Here is a 15,566-nt window from a genome sequence, read left to right as displayed (position 1 = left end):
GTCAGGGCTTGGCCGACTCGGCCCGGAGCACGTACCTGGCCAGCGGGTCCTGGACGTGGCCCTGCAGGTCGGTGCGAACGGCGTCGATGGCCTGTTCATTGACGAGCCACACGTTCACGGCCTGGTCCTGGAGGATCTGCCCGGCCTCGGCGTACAGCCGGTAACGCTCCTGGCTGTCGGCGGTTGTGGCGGCCTGCGTGATCTTCTTGTCGTACTCGGCATTGCAGAAGTGGCTGAGGTTGTAGGTGCCGTCGCAGGTGTAGTCCGCGGTGAGGAAGCCGATGGGATCGGCGATGTCGATCAGGCGGTTGCGCTGGCTCAGCACCATGTCGTAATTGCCGGACAGCAGGTCCGGTTCCACCGCGGCGTACTCCTTGGTGGTGATCTTCACCGGAACGCCCACGGCCTTCAGGTTCTCCTGGATGACCGTGGCCACGTCAGCGAACTCGGCGCGCTCCACGATGGCGACAATCTCCAGCGGCCGGCCGGCAGTGTAGCCGGCGGAGGCGAGCAGCTTCTTGGCGGCCTCCACGTCCTGCTTCGGCGCCCCGGCATCCTTGATGGCCCACGGCTCCGAAGGGGCGAAAGGACCGGTGGCCGGGATGGCCGCACCCTCGTAGACGCTGGCCGCGAGGGCGTCCAGGTCCAGTGCCGACCGGACCGCCTTGCGGAAGTCAACGTCGTCGAACGGGGCCCGTCCGTTGTTCATGTACAGCGTCGCGGTCCGCGGCGAATCCGCCTTGAGCAGCTTCACGTTGGAATCCGACTCCAGCGCAGCCAGGCCCGACACCGGGATGGACAGGGACACGTCCGCTTCGCCGGTCTGCACCTGTGCGGTGCGGGTGGCGCCGTCGGCGATGAATCGGATCTCGGCGCCGGCAAGCTGCACGTCCCCGCCCCAGTAGTCCTCGTTGCGGTCCAGGGTCAAGGACTGCTTCGGCTTCTCTGACACGGGCTTGAACGGGCCGGTGCAGTGGCCGAACGGATCCACGTTCGCACCCTTGAAGGCGGCCGGCGACAGGACGCCGGTGTTGACGCTCGCCAGCCGGTAGGGAACCAGCGGGCTCTCGGTGGGCGCGGTCACGCGGACGGTGTTCTCGTCGATGGCCTTGACGGCCTTGACCACCTTGGGGCTGAACGCGCGGGCCGGGACATCGGCGTCGAGCACGTTCTGCAGGGAGGTCACCACGGCCTTGGCGTCGAGTGCGGCGCCGTCCTGGAACTTGACGCCTTCGCGGAGGGTGAAGTCCCACTCGAGGTCGGAGACCTGCTTCCACTCGGTGGCGAGCGAAGGCACGATCTTGCCCTGCGTCTCGTCGTAGCGCGTCAGGGTTTCGAGGCAGCCGGACAGGGAGAGGATGTAGGCGGCGTCGCTCTCCAGCGCCCAGTCCGCCACGGGGGCACGGAAGTTGTCCACGACGATCCGCTGGTTCGGATCGGCCGCCTGGCCGGTTTTACTGGCTTCGCCGCTGAAGCCACAAGCAGACAGGGAAAGAAGCGCCGCGAGCCCCAAGGACACGGACAGCGGGAAGGAAGAGCGCAACGGGTACCACCTAGATTGATTTGCCTGCGCAGCGCGGCAGGCGCAAGAGCGGACGGCCGAAAGGGCCACGCTGAGTTTAGGCTAACCTAACTCCCGCTCCCAAAACCGCCCCCTCGGCCGTCGTAATATATCAGCGCTCTTGGCCCAACTGACTCGCAGTTGTTGTCGCTTTGAGGGCTGGAAACGACAACAACTGCGAGTCAGTTGGGTGTGCGGGGCGGGCGCCAGTTGGGTGTGCGGGGAGGGCGCCAGTTGGGTGCGGCGGGCGTCAGTAGTTGCGCCGGTGCCTGAGTCTGGGAAGTACGACGGCGAACACACCTGCCGCTGCGAACCCCAGTACTCCTGTGGCCGTCACCCCGGCGCCGAGGGAGGCCGCAGCCGTCACCACGGAGAGGAGGACAGGGTCCGCCGGTGGAGCCGGCGTCGGCCATGAAGCGCCAGAGGCCCAGAAACTGCCCGCGGCCGCGGCTGGGCGAGAAGTCCGCGCCGAGGGTCATCACCAGGCCGGAGCTGATTCCGTTGCCGAAGCCGATCAGCAGGGCCGCCAGCAGCAGGCCGGTGAACCCGGCCGTGAGTGGGATCAGCACGAGCGCCAAGCCCATGATCAGCGTGGACGGGATGGCCACCCACTGCCGGCCGCGCCGGTCCATCACCTTGCCCGCCGGGTAGAAGACCAGCATGTCGATCGCCCCGGAAAGTCCGTACACCAATGAAGCGTGCGTGGGGTCCAGGCCCAGGTGGTCGGCCCAGCGGGATCACCACCTGGCGGGAGGCGCGCAGGGCACTGAGCAGCAGGATGCCCACGCCGGCAGTCAGGAAGACGCCGGCATGCGAGACGGCCACGCCGCGCAGGGTAGGCTCCGGACCGGCCTGCGTGGAGGGGCCGTCCACCGCCACGAGGTCGCGGACGTTCACGGCCAGCAGCGCGGCGGCGGCCATGCCGGCCACGCCCACCCAGTACGCGCCGCTGATGCCAACCAGGGCCATGGCCGCGGCGCCGATGAACGGGCCGATGAACGTGCCGATCCGACTCACGCCGCCCAGCGTGGACAGGGCACGGGCACGGAATTCCACCGGCACGGCTTCGGTGAGGTACTTCTGCCGCGCCAGGCTGAAGACCGCGGCGGACATCCCGACGACGGCCATCGCCACCGCGAGCAGCCAGAGTCCGTTGCCAATCACCAAGGACAGTCCGGCCGCCAGCAGGGCCAGGGCACCGGCGGCGGCCGCGCCCACGATGGACCAGCGTTCACCGAACTTCAGGGTGATCATGGACGCCGGCAGGTTGAAAAACCACGAGCCCAGCCCCATCAGGGTGACGATCAGGGCGGCCACGGCAACGGACGCGCCCAGTTCGCGGGCGGACAGCGCCACCACCGGCAGGATCGCGCCCTGGCCCACGCTGAACAGGAGGGCGGGGCCGAAGGCCGGAACAGCGATGCCGCGGAGGCTGAAGGGCGGCGGGCTGTCTGGCGGCGGAGTCATCCCCTTCATCCTAGGTGCGGGCGCGGCGCGCGCAGCTGTGACGCGGGCTCCGGGAATCTCGAAACACAAACAATTTGATAAACATCGCCTCCTGCTGCCCAACGGGCCTTGGCCAAATTAATAAGTGTGCTTAGCCTTGTAAGTCAGGGCGAGGCGCGCGGACCCCATTGGACATCGACTATGGTTCGGAATAACTGAACAGCCGCAGGAGTGATCATGGAAGTCTGGCCGGGCAGCGCTTATCCACTGGGTGCGACCTTTGACGGGATGGGGACAAACTTCGCGCTCTTCAGCGAGGCGGCCACCGCCGTCGAGCTGTGTTTGATAGCCGGGAACAGCACCGAAACGCGCGTGGAACTCCTCGAGGCGGACGGGTATGTGTGGCACTGCTACCTGCCCCAGATCCAGCCAGGGCAGAAGTACGGCTACCGCGTCCACGGGCCCTACGATCCCGCCCGGGGCCAGCGCTGCAACCCCAACAAGCTCCTTCTGGACCCGTACGCCAAGGCCGTCGCCGGGCAGGTGCACTGGCACCAGGCGATGTTCTCCTACAACTTCGGCGACCCCTCGTCCCGCAACAACCAGGACTCCGCCCCGCACACCATGCTCGGCGTGGTGATCAACCCGTTCTTCGACTGGGCAGGTGACCGGCCGCCCAAGATTCCCTACCACCGCTCCGTCATTTACGAGGCGCACGTCAAGGGGCTCACCGAGCTGCACCCCGAGGTGCCCAAAGAGCAGCGCGGCACCTTTGCCGGCGTTGCGCATCCTGCCGTCATTGCGCACCTGCAGCGGCTGGGGGTCACGGCGATCGAACTGATGCCGGTGCACCAGTTCGTCAACGACGGGACCCTGCAGGAGAAGGGGCTGAGCAACTACTGGGGCTACAACACCATCGGGTTTTTCGCGCCGCAGAACACGTACAGCTCGATCGGCCAGATGGGCCAGCAGGTGCAGGACTTCAAGGCGATGGTCCGCACCCTGCACCGCGCGGGGATCGAGGTGATTCTCGACGTCGTCTACAACCACACGGCGGAAGGGAACCATCTGGGGCCCACCATGAGCTTCAGGGGCATCGACAACGCCGCGTACTACCGCCTACTGGAGGACGACAAACAGTACTACGTGGACTACACCGGCACCGGCAACACCCTGAACGTGCGGCACCCGCACTCCCTGCAGCTGCTCATGGATTCGCTCCGGTACTGGGTCACCGAGATGCATGTGGACGGGTTCCGCTTCGACCTCGCCGCTGCTTTGGCCCGGGAGTTTTACGACGTCGACCGGCTGTCCACGTTCTTTGAACTGGTGCAGCAGGACCCGATCGTGTCGCAGGTGAAACTGATCGCAGAGCCGTGGGACGTCGGGCCCGGCGGGTACCAGGTGGGCAACTTCCCGCCGCAGTGGACGGAATGGAACGGCAAGTACCGGGACACCGTTCGCGACTTCTGGCGCGGCGAGCCTGCCACGCTCGGCGAGTTCGCGTCGCGGCTGACCGGTTCCGCGGACCTGTACGAGCGGTCGGGGCGCCGTCCCGTCGCCTCCATCAACTTCGTCACGGCGCACGACGGCTTCACGCTGCGCGACCTGGTTTCGTACAACGAGAAGCACAACGAGGCCAACGGCGAAGGCAACCGCGACGGCGAATCGCACAACCGCTCGTGGAACTGCGGCGTGGAGGGCGCGACGTTGGATCCGAAGATCCTGGCGCTCCGGGCACGGCAGCAGCGGAACTTCATCGCCACCATGCTGCTCTCGCAGGGCGTGCCGATGATCACGCACGGCGACGAACTGGGCCGCACGCAGCACGGCAACAACAATGTCTACTGCCAGGATTCGAAGCTCAGCTGGATCAACTGGGACACCCTGGACATGCCGCTCATGGACTTCACGGCCGCGGTGAACCGGCTGCGCGCCCAGCACCCCACGTTCCGGCGCAGCACCTTCTTCGACGGCAGGCCGGTGCGCCGCGGCAAGGGCGAGAAGCTGCCGGATATCGTCTGGCTCAACGAAGCGGGCATCGAAATGCTGCCCGAGGACTGGGGCCGCGGCTTCGGCCGGACCATCGGCGTGTTCCTCAACGGCGACGGCATCCAGGGCCGCGACGACCGCGGCCGCCGCATCACGGACGTGAACTTCCTGCTGTATTTCAACGCGCACGACGACGACATCAAGTTCACGCTCCCGGCCGGCGAGTTCGCCGAGGCCTGGGACATGGTGGTCAACACCGCCGGAACAGGAGTGGACCGCGGACCCATCGACGCCGGCTCGGTGCTGAAGGTGGCCGCGAAATCCATGGCCGTCCTGCGCGCCCGCGACCTGACCCAGCCAGAGCCCAACCTGTCCGTGGCCCACGACCTGCAGGCCGCTTGGTTGGAGTAGCCCTCTGTCCGGCCTGAACCAACGCTCCCTCACCTCCTGCCGCCTCCCCCCAAACCCTTCGTGACGTTTGCCACAACGGGCATCGATAGGTATTTTTAGCTCCACAGCGATCTTTCGGGCGGCGTTCAGGGTAAACCTGAGGTCTCGCCGTCTTACTCCGGAGATCAGCAGTACGAGCGTCCCTGCCTGGTCCACCCGGAAATGTTTCGGAGCAAACCGCCAAGAGCCGCTCTACCGCGCGCTGAAACCGCCGGGGACGGCCCCGGCGGCCGCTTCGTGTTTGAGGGGACACAAACTATGACCGCTGTATCCAAATGGGTCGCCGCTGGCTCGTCAGCAGCTGTTTTCGCCGGCGGGCTCTTCATCGGGGCTCCGACAGCCATCGCAGCGCCCGGTGACGCCGCCTGCCAGCAGGCTTCCGTCCAGTTCGAGGCCGCGCTCGCAGCCGCCGGAATCACCGAGGAAAGCATTGCTCGCCTCGACGCCCTCGCGGAGGTCGCTGCCTCCGCCGAGGCGGCATACGTGGCGGCGCAGCAGGCTATCGAGGACGGGCCCGGCGCTGCTCTGACGGCCGCCGAGGCCCAGCTCGCCGCGGACGAGGCCGCCAAGGACGCCGCCGAAGATGCGCTCGTAGAGGCCCAGACGTCCGGCGATCCAGAAGCCATCGCAGCGGCGCAGGCTGCCTACGACGCAGCAGATGATGCACGCGGCGAATCCCGGGACGCTTTGGAGCTCCGCCAGGCGGAGTATGACGCCGCCTGGACTTCGCAGGAGTTCCTTGACGTCAAGGACGCCTTCGACACCGCCGTCGCCGCCTTCGAACAGGAACTCGCCGCCGTCTCGCTGGACGAAGGCTCCGCAGCCAGCCTTGCGGGGCTCTTTGAAGCGTTCCTCGCAGCATGCAATCCGGACTCTGTCGGAGTGGACCCGGTTGTTACGCCGCCCGTGACGGTGCCGGACACCACGACGCCGGGAGGCACGACGCCGGCAGTCGCCAACCCTGTCACCGCCGCTCCCACAGGGGTCGGCACCACCCCCGGAGCAGGGGTCGGCACCGCCACGGTGGCGACCAACAAGGGCCTGAATGTGCAGACCGCGGCCGAGACTGAGCCAGGCGGCCACCCCGGCTTGGCGCTGCTCGCCGCCCTGCTCGCGGCCGGCATCTCCGTGCCTGCCGCCATCGCCCTGCGGATGCGCCGCCTGGAACGCGGCCGCAACTAGGCACCAGCACTAAGGCATCAGTTGTTGGAGTCGCAAACCACGGCCAGCCGGCGCCGGCCCAGCCGGCGCTGGCTTGCCGTGCCTGCCGTAGCCACGGCGGGTCTGGCAGCGGCTCTCTTCCTGGCGCCGTCGAACGCTGTCCCCCCAAACGACGGCGGCAGCACCGCCGTCGTGCCCTCAGCCACCGCCTCGGCGGTGGCAACCCAGAGCACCGGCGCGGTCCGCAAACCTGCGCGTCCGGCAGCCGTAGCTGCGCCCACCGCGGTGGCGATCATGGCGGCAGGGCTGGACGTCCGGGTTCTGCCGCTGACTCCCAGCGCGGAAGAGATGTCGTCCGGGTCGCTCGTTCCCCCGCTCACGGTTGACGCATACTGGCTGACCAATTACGGCATGCCCGGAGCCGGCTCGACGAACACGACGTACATCGTGGGTCACAGCTGGGACGGCCGGGATGCGCCCTTCAACCGGCTCAGCGACGAGTCGCTCGCGGGCAAGGAAGTCACCGTGACGACGGCAAAGGGGACGCTGACGTACACCATCGACTCCGTCACGACGCACGACAAGAACACGCTTAAGGACAGCGATATCTGGAACGTCGTGCCCAACCGGCTGGTCCTGATCAGCTGCTACACCGAGGACCCCTGGGGCAAGAACGTGGTGGTCACGGCCTCCCCGGCACGCTCATCCTGACTGGACCCTTCCTCACCCTCGCCGCCTTCTTCCGGACCCTCCCCACCTTTCGAAGGAAGCAGGCTACTCCCCGCGCCCGCTCAGAAATGTATCCAGCGCGGGAAGGTCGTCAGTGTTGATGTGGTCGATGCCGGCATCGAGCAGCTCGGCCCACAGTGCGTCGCGGGCCGGCCCTGCCTGGTCCGGCGTCGCCCAGAACCGCACCCGGTACCCCTTGGCGTGGGCCGTTTCCACGTAAGCGCGCAGCTTGGCCCGCTCAGCCTCAGGCATCGGCCCGACACCCTGCCACGTGAACAGCTTGGTCCAGTTGTCGCTGACCAGCGGCATCAGCGCGGTAGGTTTCCCCGAAGCCAGATCAGCCGACCGGCCGTCGTAGAAACCGAACCTCTTGTCCGCAGCCTGCATCGTGGCGAGCGGCCGGTTGCCGCTGATGACGGCGGTCACCGGGCCGGCCGACACCTTGCCGTTGGCATAACGCGTCATGAGCTCCGGGTGCTCGGCGAGTTCCTTCTCGATGGCCGCATAGGTCGTTTCGCCGTCGCTCTTGATGTCGATAAGCAACTGCAGGCTGCCGTCCCAGCCCGGGTAGACGCTGTGGCCCTGCTGCCGCACGAGCTGGTCCAGCGGGTCCAGATAGAGGCTTTCGAGGGTGACGCCGGCGCGAGCATCCTCGAGGTCGTGAGCCGCGCGCAGCTCGCCCTCCACCAGCCAGACGTCCGCTTCCGCGCTGGTGAAACCGTGTTCCAGCGCATCCAGCAGCGGGCGGTCGTGTTCGTAGTCGTTGTGCGCATGCGCTGCGGGATGCGGCTCCCCCAGTGTGACGGCGGCATCCGGCGCCGCGGCGGACGGGGTGGCGATTCCGGCGAGCGCCGTGAGGGCGACGAGGGCAGTGACGGTGCTTTTGAGCAGCACAGGGTTCTCCTTCAGTGCGGTTGGGATGCACCCGCGCTTCCCGGTTGGGAATGTCCGACGGCGTGCCCCACCACCCTGCCCGCCGGCAACTAACGCTTGCCCACCAGCTGCTGACGCTCCGGTGAACAGGACATGTCTTGAGCCGCCACCCCAACGCTCCCTCAGATCCTGTCGCCTAATCCCCAACGCGTCCTCAGATCCCGTCGCCAATTTCCCAACGCTCTGTCAGATCCTGTCGCCTCATTCCAAACGCTCTCTCACCCGCGTTTTGGAGGTGAGAGAGCGTCCAGTAAAACCCGACGAAAAGTGAGAGAGCGTTTCCGCCCTGAATATCGGCAGGCCCGATCAGCGGGAGGACTCGGGCAACGGCAACGCGTAGCCGGGCTAGCCGACGTGGATGCCCGGGCGCCGGGCGGGGTCGGGCTCGTTTTCGCGGATGATCTCCCGGACCACGGGGGCGGTGTCGCCGCGGCCCAGGAGCAGGTAGCGCATCAGGTGGGCCAGCGGGTTGCCCTCGGCCCACTCGAAGTACGCGTGCGGGCGGACTCCCGTGGCATCGTGCAGTGCCAGCAGGATCGCGGCGATGGCGTTGGGCGCGGCCGGGCTGTTCGCGCGGAGGACCCGGTGCCCGGCCACCTCGACGCCACGCACGGTAAGCACATCGCTGAAGCCCGACGGGTCCGTGATGTCGATCTCCAGGAACATCACGTCAGCCGTGCCGGGGACGGGGTTGTTTTCCCGTTGCGCGGCCTCCTTCTGCGCGTACTCCTTCGCGTCCCTGGCCTGCGGGCGGTTGGCGATGATGTTGATGCGCCCGTCGTAGTCAATCGTGTCCGTGATGAAGCGACGCGCGGTCTCATCGAACTCGATCCGGTCCACCCGCAGCTCAGTGGTGCGCGAGACCCGGGACACCAGCGACACCACCACGATGCCCAGGATGAAGAATCCGGAGATCGCCAGGCCGTCGGGTTTCTCGATCACGTTCTCCATCAGCGCGTAGAGCATCACGAGCGTCAGGACGGTGAACCCGACGGCGGCCCTGCGCTTCTTCTGGCGGGCGGCGGAAATGCTCACAGCCACCGCGCCGGAGACCATCATGGCCAGGATCCCGGTTGCGTACGCGCCGGCCTGGGCGTTGACGTCCGCGTTGAAGCCGATGGTGATGAGGATGCTGATGGCCGTGTACACCAGGACCACGGGGCGCACGGCCCGGGACCAGTCGGGGGCCATGCCGTAGGAGGGCAGGTACCGGGGCACGATATTGATGAGCCCGGCCATTGCGGACGCGCCGGCGAACCACAGGATCAGGATGCTGCTGATGTCGTACACGGACCCGAAGCCGTTGCCGAGCCGTTCATGTGCCAGGTATGCGAGCGCACGGCCGTTCGCTTCACCGCCCTCCTGGAACGCCTCGGCCGGGATCAGCACGGTGGTGACGAAGCTGCTGCCGACCAGGTAGACGCTCATGACCACGGCCGCCGCCGTCAGGAGCTTGCGCGTGTTGCGGATCCGGTTGCGGAGCGTCTCCTCCGGCGTGGAGCCGGACGCGGCCACCAGGGGCATCATGCTCACGCCGGTTTCGAAGCCGGAAAGGCCCAGCACCAGCAGCGGGAACGCGAGGATGGCAGGCCCGGCAATGTTGCCCAAGCCGCCGCCAAATGAACCGAGTGCAGCGATCCAGGCAGCCACGGCACCCGGCTGAGTGACGGCGTCGTAAATTCCGGTGCCGATGATGACGGCGTTCAGCAGCAGAAAGACGCCCACCAGCGGAATGGCGACGGCCACGGCCTCGGAGAAGCCCAGCAGGAACACCCCGCCCAGGATCAGCAGCATCACCACGGTAATGGGGACGGCCTGGCCTTCCAGTAACGGCGGCAGGTACGGGTTCTCCAGCAGGTGCACGGTGGCGTCGGCCGCGGAGAGGGTGATGGTGATGATCCACGACGTCGCCACGAACCCGAGCAGCACCAGCACAAACACCTTGCCGCGCCAGAACGGCAGCAGGTTCTCGAGCATGGCCACGGAGCCCTGCCCGTGCGGGCTCTCATGCGCCACGCGGCGGTACATCGGCAGCATGCCCAGCAGGGTCAGGGCCACGATCAGCAGCGTGGCCAGCGGCGACAGCGCACCGGCGGCGAGCGCGGCGATGCCGGGCAGATAGGACAGCGTGGAGAAGTAGTCCACGCCGGTCAGGCACATGACCTTCCACCAGCTCTGCTGGTGCCCGGTGCCTTCCGCCGATTCCGGCCCCACCGGCTGGTGCACCTTGTGCTCCAGCAGCCACCGCGTAAACGCGCCGCCGGGGCCGCTTTCCCGCTCGGGGTTGGGCACGCTGGCCGGAACGGAATATTGGGCTGGTGCGGTCATGAAATGTCTTTCTGGATTTCGGGGATCGGGCGCCGGCACGTGAGGAAGGATCGGGCACCAGGCGGCGAAAGGTGAGGAAGGGTCGGGGAACAGGGGGCGAAAGGTGAGGAAGGGTCGGGGACCCGCCGTCGGACCACGGGAGGGCGTCCGACGGCGGGGGCTACTTGGTTGCTCTGATGAGCCGGTAGATCATGTAGCCGGTTGCGCCGATCCCGAGGATCAGCCACAGCAGCGGGGCGTTTTGGGTCAGCATGGCGGGACACGGCCTTGCGTGCTTGAGGTGGCCACGGGGTCCTTCGATTCACATGGGCAGTTTGCTGATGACCACGGGAGCGTAGCACCGGCCGGAATCCGAAAATTGCGAAAACCGGGGATCTTAACGCTTTCTTAACGCCTCGTCCTTCACACCGGGCCGCAGGGAATTTCGCGGTGGTAGCGTGACGCCTATGCGCGACATTCCTGCCCAGAAGGCCCGGCCTACCGGCACGGTCTTCCCGCGCATCCTCAACGTCTTTGCACCCCAGCATCCGGCGCAGGTGATCGTGCTCGGCTTCGCCGCCGCCGTCGCCGTCGGAACGGGCTTGCTCATGCTGCCCATCGCGCGGAACGGGCCGGAGGGTGCGCCCTTCCTCGACGCCCTGTTCACCTCCACATCCTCGGTGTGCGTCACGGGACTGGTCACGGTCGACACCCCGGTGTACTGGAGCGGCTTCGGCAAGGTGGTGATCATGGCCCTGATCCAGATCGGCGGGTTCGGGGTCATGTCCTTCGGCACGCTGCTCGGTGTGCTCCTGGCCCGCCGGCTGGGCCTGCGGTCACGGCTCTCAACGGCCGCGGAGATCAAGAGCACGGGTTTCGGCGACGTGCGCCGCGTCCTGCTCGGCGTGCTGACCATCAGCCTCACCGTGGAGATTGTGCTGGCGGGGATCCTGGCCGCCAGGCTCGTCGCGGGGTACGGCTACGAGCCCGGGCGGGCGCTGTGGCACGGCGTCTTCCATTCCGTGTCCTCGTTCAACAACGCCGGGTTCGCGCTGCACACGGACAACCTCATCGGTTTCGCCGGCGATCCCTGGATCTGCCTGCCCATCGCGGCCGCGGTGATCATCGGCGGCCTGGGCTTTCCGGTGCTGTTCGAGCTGCGGCGGCAGTACCAGCGGCCCATCCACTGGAGCATGAACACCAAGCTGGTCCTGGTGGGCACCGCCGTCCTTCTCACCGCCGGCACCGTCTTCCTTACCGCCGTCGAATGGTCCAACCCCGCCACGCTCGGCGCACTCAAGCCCGGCGAGCGAATTCTGGCCGGCTTCTTCCAGTCCGTCATCACGCGCACGGCCGGGTTCAACAGCATCGACATCGGGCAGATGCACGAGGTGTCCTGGCTGGGCATGGACATCCTGATGTTCATCGGCGGCGGCCCCGCCGGCACTGCAGGCGGCCTGAAAATCACCACCTTCGGCGTGCTGTTCTTCATCCTGCTGACCGAACTGCAGGGCGGCACCGCGGTGAACATTTTCGGCAAGCGCCTCTCCCGTGCCGTGCACCGGCAGGCCATCACCGTGGTGCTGCTCGCGATCGCGCTGGTGGTCGGCTCCACGATGTTCCTCATGCTCATCACCGATTTCGGGCAGCAGCGGATCCTGTTCGAGGTCATCTCCGCGTTCGCCACCGTGGGGCTGTCCACCGGCATCACCGCCTCCATGCCGCCGGCCGGCCAGGTGGTGCTGATCCTGCTGATGTTCGTCGGCCGCCTCGGCCCGGTGACGCTCGGCGCCGCACTGGCCCTGCGCGAACGCCCGCTTCTCTACGAATACCCGAAGGAAAGGCCCCTCATTGGCTAAGAACCTCTTTTCCCGTTCACCCGAAGCCGCGGGTCAGGCGGACACGGTGGTGGTCATCGGACTGGGCCGTTTCGGCGGCGCCCTGGCGCTGGAGCTCGAGGCGCAGGGCACCGAGGTGCTCGGCATCGACGCCAACGAGGACACCGTCCAGTCCTACAACGGCCGCCTCACCCACGTGGTCCGCGCCGATTCCACCAAGGAGGAGGTGCTGCGCCAGCTCTCCGTCCACGAGTTCGACCGCGCCGTGGTGGGCATCGGCACGGACATCGAGGCAAGCATCCTGACGACGTCGCGCCTGCTCACCTTCAAGAAGCCGCAGATCTGGGCCAAGGCCATCAGCGAGCCGCACGCCGAGATCCTCAACCAGCTCGGCGTGGACCACGTGATCCGCCCCGAGCACGACATGGGCAAACGCGTGGCCCACCTGGTCCGCGGCTCGCTGCTGGACTACGTCGAGTTCGAGGACGACTTCGTCATGATCCGCACCAGCCCGCCCGCCGAGGCCTGCGACCGGCCGCTCGGCGTCCTGGGCCTGCGCGACAAGTACGGCATCACCATCGTGGCGGTCAAGCGCCCCGGCGGGATCTGGGGCCACACCACGGCGCAGACCGTCCTGTACGAGGAGGACCAGATCATTGTGCAGGGCAGCAAGACGCAGGCGGAGCGCTTCAGCAACATGCAGTGACCGTGTCCCGGCCTTTTAGCGGGTGGCCGGCGCCTCGATAAACACCAACTGGGCCAGGCTGGTGGCCGGCTTCCTGCGCCGCCGGGCAGGCTTGCCGACGGCGTAAGCCGGGTTCCCGGCGTCGGACTTCAGTTTCCCTGCACCTGTGGAACGCGCCCCCGTGGAATGCCCGACGGCGCCTGCCGCTTTCGCGGCCGGCACCCGCCGCACGCTGAGCTGCTCAAGGTCCAGCAGCCGCCGCGCGCCGGTCCGGGCGTCGATGATCCAGAAGAGGTCGATGTCCCGGAAGGTGCTGCTCACAGTCCCGCTGTGCGCCAGCCGTCCGCGGTGCCACGCCTCCACCACGTCCCCTACCGCCAGCTCGGCGCTGGACCGCACTTCAAGGCCCATGTCTTCGTTCACGTCCGATCCCCCTCCATTGGAATGTTGATGGCACCAGCCTGCCCCACGATGTTTTCTAAAACGTTTCGGGTTGGGTCCTGCCATGTGTCTGCGCTGTTACCGGTTGCGCCCGTGAGCGCACTTCGGGACGCGATCCGGGAAATACGGAAAAGGGGCACCAGGAATCGGGCAGAATGGGAACCGAAATACGTCATAAACGCCCGGCCGTGTGATCCGCGTCATATCATTACCGGAAGTGGATTCCACTGTTGTGCCAACGTCGTCGCCAGGAGAAAGGACAGCCCGTGAAGCCGCATGCTTCGTTCCGCCTGTTCCGCTCCGGGCTGATCGGATCCATCATCCTGGGCTTGGCCGCCGGAGGGCACCTGGCCGGCGGAGGCCAACTGCCCACGCCCGCAATCCTCGCGGCCTTGTGCGCCGTGACCATGGTTCCGGTCGCGGCCCTGACACGCTTCAAGCTGTCGCTGCCGGTTCTGACCGGGCTGATAGGCGGCGGACAGGTCTGGCTTCACTGGGCGTTTGACGCCATGTCCGCAGGAGCTCCTCCAGCCGCTTCCCCGGCGCTGCTCTCCGAACACGCCGGACACGCCTCGGCCGCGCTGAATCCCGAAGCGCTGATGCTGGCCGCCCCGGCCCACGGGTCTGTGCCCGACGGGCCCATGTTCGCCGCCCACGCCGTCGCCACCCTGGTCACGGCGTTGCTCCTCGCCCGCGGCGAGCGGGCCCTCGGTGCACTGGCCGACTGGCTGGGCCCGCTGTTTTGGAACCCCGAGCCGGCCGTCATCGTTCCGGTCCGCGTTCCGCGCCCGCATTTCGCGGCCGTGCTGCTTCCGCCCCGGCACCATTCGGTACGCCTGCCGTCCCGCCGCGGCCCGCCGCTGCCCGCAGCCGCCGCCTAGAGACAGTTCCTTTCACCTTTCACGCAAGGGCCCTTTCACCAGGGCACCTTTTGCACAGGCCCCTTTTCACGCAGGGCAGGAACTTCCGACGGCGGTTCTTCCGCTTCCCGGACAGGCCCACCGGCCTGCCATTCCTGACCCCTCATACCTGTGAAATTGAACCTGTGAAAGGCGCACCTGCCATGAATACCTCGCTTCGCCGTACCCTCAAGACCGCCGCTGCCGCCACGCTGACGGCCGGATTCCTGGCCGCCGGCGCGGCCGCCGCCTCCGCCCACGTCACTGTCGACCCCTCCGCCACCGCTGAGGGCGGTTTCACCAAGCTGACGTTCAGCGTTCCCAACGAGTCCGAGACCGCCAAGACCAACCGCCTCGAAGTGAAACTGCCCACCGACACCCCGCTGACGTCGGTTTCGGTCAAGCCCATGGACGGCTGGAAGGCCAAGATCATTACCGGCACCCTGCCCAAACCGGTCGAGGTGAACGGGGCCACCGTGACCAAGGCACCCACCAGCGTGGTCTGGACTGCCGACGCTGCGCACCAGATCGGGCAGAACGAGTTCCAGACCTTCACCCTGTCGGTCGGCCGCCTCCCCGCTGCCGGGACCACGGTGACCCTGCCGGCGGCCCAGGGCTACACGGACGGGACCACCGTTAACTGGGCCGATGCGGCTGCCGACCACGGCCACGCGTCGGCAACGTCCTCCGCGGGCGCCTCGGAAACGCCTGCCGCAGAGGCGAAGGAGTCCCGCCCGGCACCGACGTTCGTCACCACGGCAGCTGAAGACGACGGCCACGGAGCTGCCGCCCCCACCGCCACGCAGGCTTCCGCAGTGGCGCCGGCGTCGTCGGATTCCTCCTCCGGCGGCGACACCGCAGGATGGATCGGACTCGCCGCCGGACTCATCGGCCTCGCAGCCGGCGTGACGGCGCTGGCACGCACACGCGCCAGCCGCGGCAACAGCTAGCAGCGACGCGGCGCCTGGGCTGGCAACCGGCCCGGGCGCCGCGTACTTCTTTTACGCACTGAGCCCCTCACCCGGCTGACCGGGCGGGAGGTTCCTGTGCGCTACCCACAAACGCTTCGCGCTGCCCAAATGCGCTGTGCCCAATTCCGGGCTGCCCGCCTTCGGGGCCCCACG

At 67.4% G+C, this 15,566-nt stretch carries 11 protein-coding genes and 1 pseudogene; 7 read left to right on the top strand and 5 right to left on the bottom strand.

The window, feature by feature from the left end; genetic code table 11:
• Nucleotide 1 precedes the first annotated feature (1 nt).
• Nucleotides 2-1,543: an ABC transporter substrate-binding protein gene (locus BWQ92_RS15670; protein ID WP_076800946.1), complete on the bottom strand. Its 1,542-nt coding sequence runs from the start codon at nt 1,541-1,543 to the stop codon at nt 2-4.
• 268 nt (nt 1,544-1,811) lie between these two features.
• A pseudogene (locus tag BWQ92_RS15665) lies at nt 1,812-3,028 on the bottom strand (MFS transporter).
• A 216-nt stretch (nt 3,029-3,244) separates the two neighbouring features.
• Between BWQ92_RS15665 and glgX the strand changes: the two are divergent.
• The 3 genes from glgX (at nt 3,245) to BWQ92_RS15650 (ending at nt 7,321) form a co-directional block, all read left to right on the top strand.
• Nucleotides 3,245-5,410 carry a glycogen debranching protein GlgX gene (gene glgX / locus BWQ92_RS15660; protein ID WP_076800945.1) on the top strand — a complete coding sequence of 722 codons (2,166 nt, stop codon included), beginning with the start codon at nt 3,245-3,247 and terminating at the stop codon, nt 5,408-5,410.
• Nucleotides 5,411-5,707: 297 nt separating this feature from the next.
• A complete protein-coding gene (locus tag BWQ92_RS15655) occupies nt 5,708-6,631 on the top strand; it encodes a hypothetical protein (protein ID WP_076800943.1) in 924 nt (307 codons plus the stop codon).
• Between the two features lie 24 nt (nt 6,632-6,655).
• On the top strand, nt 6,656-7,321 hold the full coding sequence (locus BWQ92_RS15650) for a class F sortase (RefSeq protein ID WP_076800942.1): 666 nt from the start codon (nt 6,656-6,658) through the stop codon (nt 7,319-7,321).
• Between the two features lie 63 nt (nt 7,322-7,384).
• Here the strand turns inward: BWQ92_RS15650 and BWQ92_RS15645 are convergent, their stop codons facing one another.
• The gene (locus BWQ92_RS15645; RefSeq protein ID WP_076800940.1) at nt 7,385-8,233 is read right to left on the bottom strand and encodes a phosphatidylinositol-specific phospholipase C/glycerophosphodiester phosphodiesterase family protein; all 849 of its coding nucleotides are present in this window, start codon (nt 8,231-8,233) and stop codon (nt 7,385-7,387) included.
• Between the two features lie 384 nt (nt 8,234-8,617).
• The gene (locus BWQ92_RS15640; protein WP_076800938.1) at nt 8,618-10,600 is read right to left on the bottom strand and encodes an APC family permease; all 1,983 of its coding nucleotides are present in this window, start codon (nt 10,598-10,600) and stop codon (nt 8,618-8,620) included.
• Nucleotides 10,601-11,046: 446 nt separating this feature from the next.
• Between BWQ92_RS15640 and BWQ92_RS15635 the strand changes: the two genes are divergently transcribed.
• Together BWQ92_RS15635 and BWQ92_RS15630 are read left to right on the top strand one after the other, a co-directional pair.
• Nucleotides 11,047-12,438, top strand: a complete 1,392-nt coding sequence (locus BWQ92_RS15635) for a TrkH family potassium uptake protein (RefSeq protein WP_083706338.1) — start codon at nt 11,047-11,049, stop codon at nt 12,436-12,438.
• Entirely contained in the window at nt 12,431-13,123 is a 693-nt protein-coding gene (locus BWQ92_RS15630) for a potassium channel family protein (protein ID WP_076800936.1), read from the top strand. Before BWQ92_RS15635 ends, BWQ92_RS15630 begins: the two co-directional genes overlap by 8 nt.
• Before the next feature lie 15 nt (nt 13,124-13,138).
• Here the strand turns inward: BWQ92_RS15630 and BWQ92_RS24015 are convergent, their stop codons facing one another.
• A complete protein-coding gene (locus BWQ92_RS24015; RefSeq protein ID WP_076800934.1) occupies nt 13,139-13,525 on the bottom strand; it encodes a hypothetical protein in 387 nt (128 codons plus the stop codon).
• Nucleotides 13,526-13,809: 284 nt separating this feature from the next.
• Between BWQ92_RS24015 and BWQ92_RS15620 the strand changes: the two genes are divergently transcribed.
• A complete protein-coding gene (locus BWQ92_RS15620) occupies nt 13,810-14,424 on the top strand; it encodes a hypothetical protein (protein ID WP_076800932.1) in 615 nt (204 codons plus the stop codon).
• A 182-nt stretch (nt 14,425-14,606) separates the two neighbouring features.
• Nucleotides 14,607-15,392: a YcnI family copper-binding membrane protein gene (locus BWQ92_RS15615; RefSeq protein WP_076800930.1), complete on the top strand. Its 786-nt coding sequence runs from the start codon at nt 14,607-14,609 to the stop codon at nt 15,390-15,392.
• Nucleotides 15,393-15,566: the final 174 nt, after the last annotated feature.

This window comes from Arthrobacter sp. QXT-31, from assembly GCF_001969265.1.
Lineage (GTDB): Bacteria > Actinomycetota > Actinomycetes > Actinomycetales > Micrococcaceae > Arthrobacter.
The sequence above is the reverse complement of the archived record's forward strand: the minus strand, read 5'-3'. Positions and strand labels throughout refer to the sequence as shown.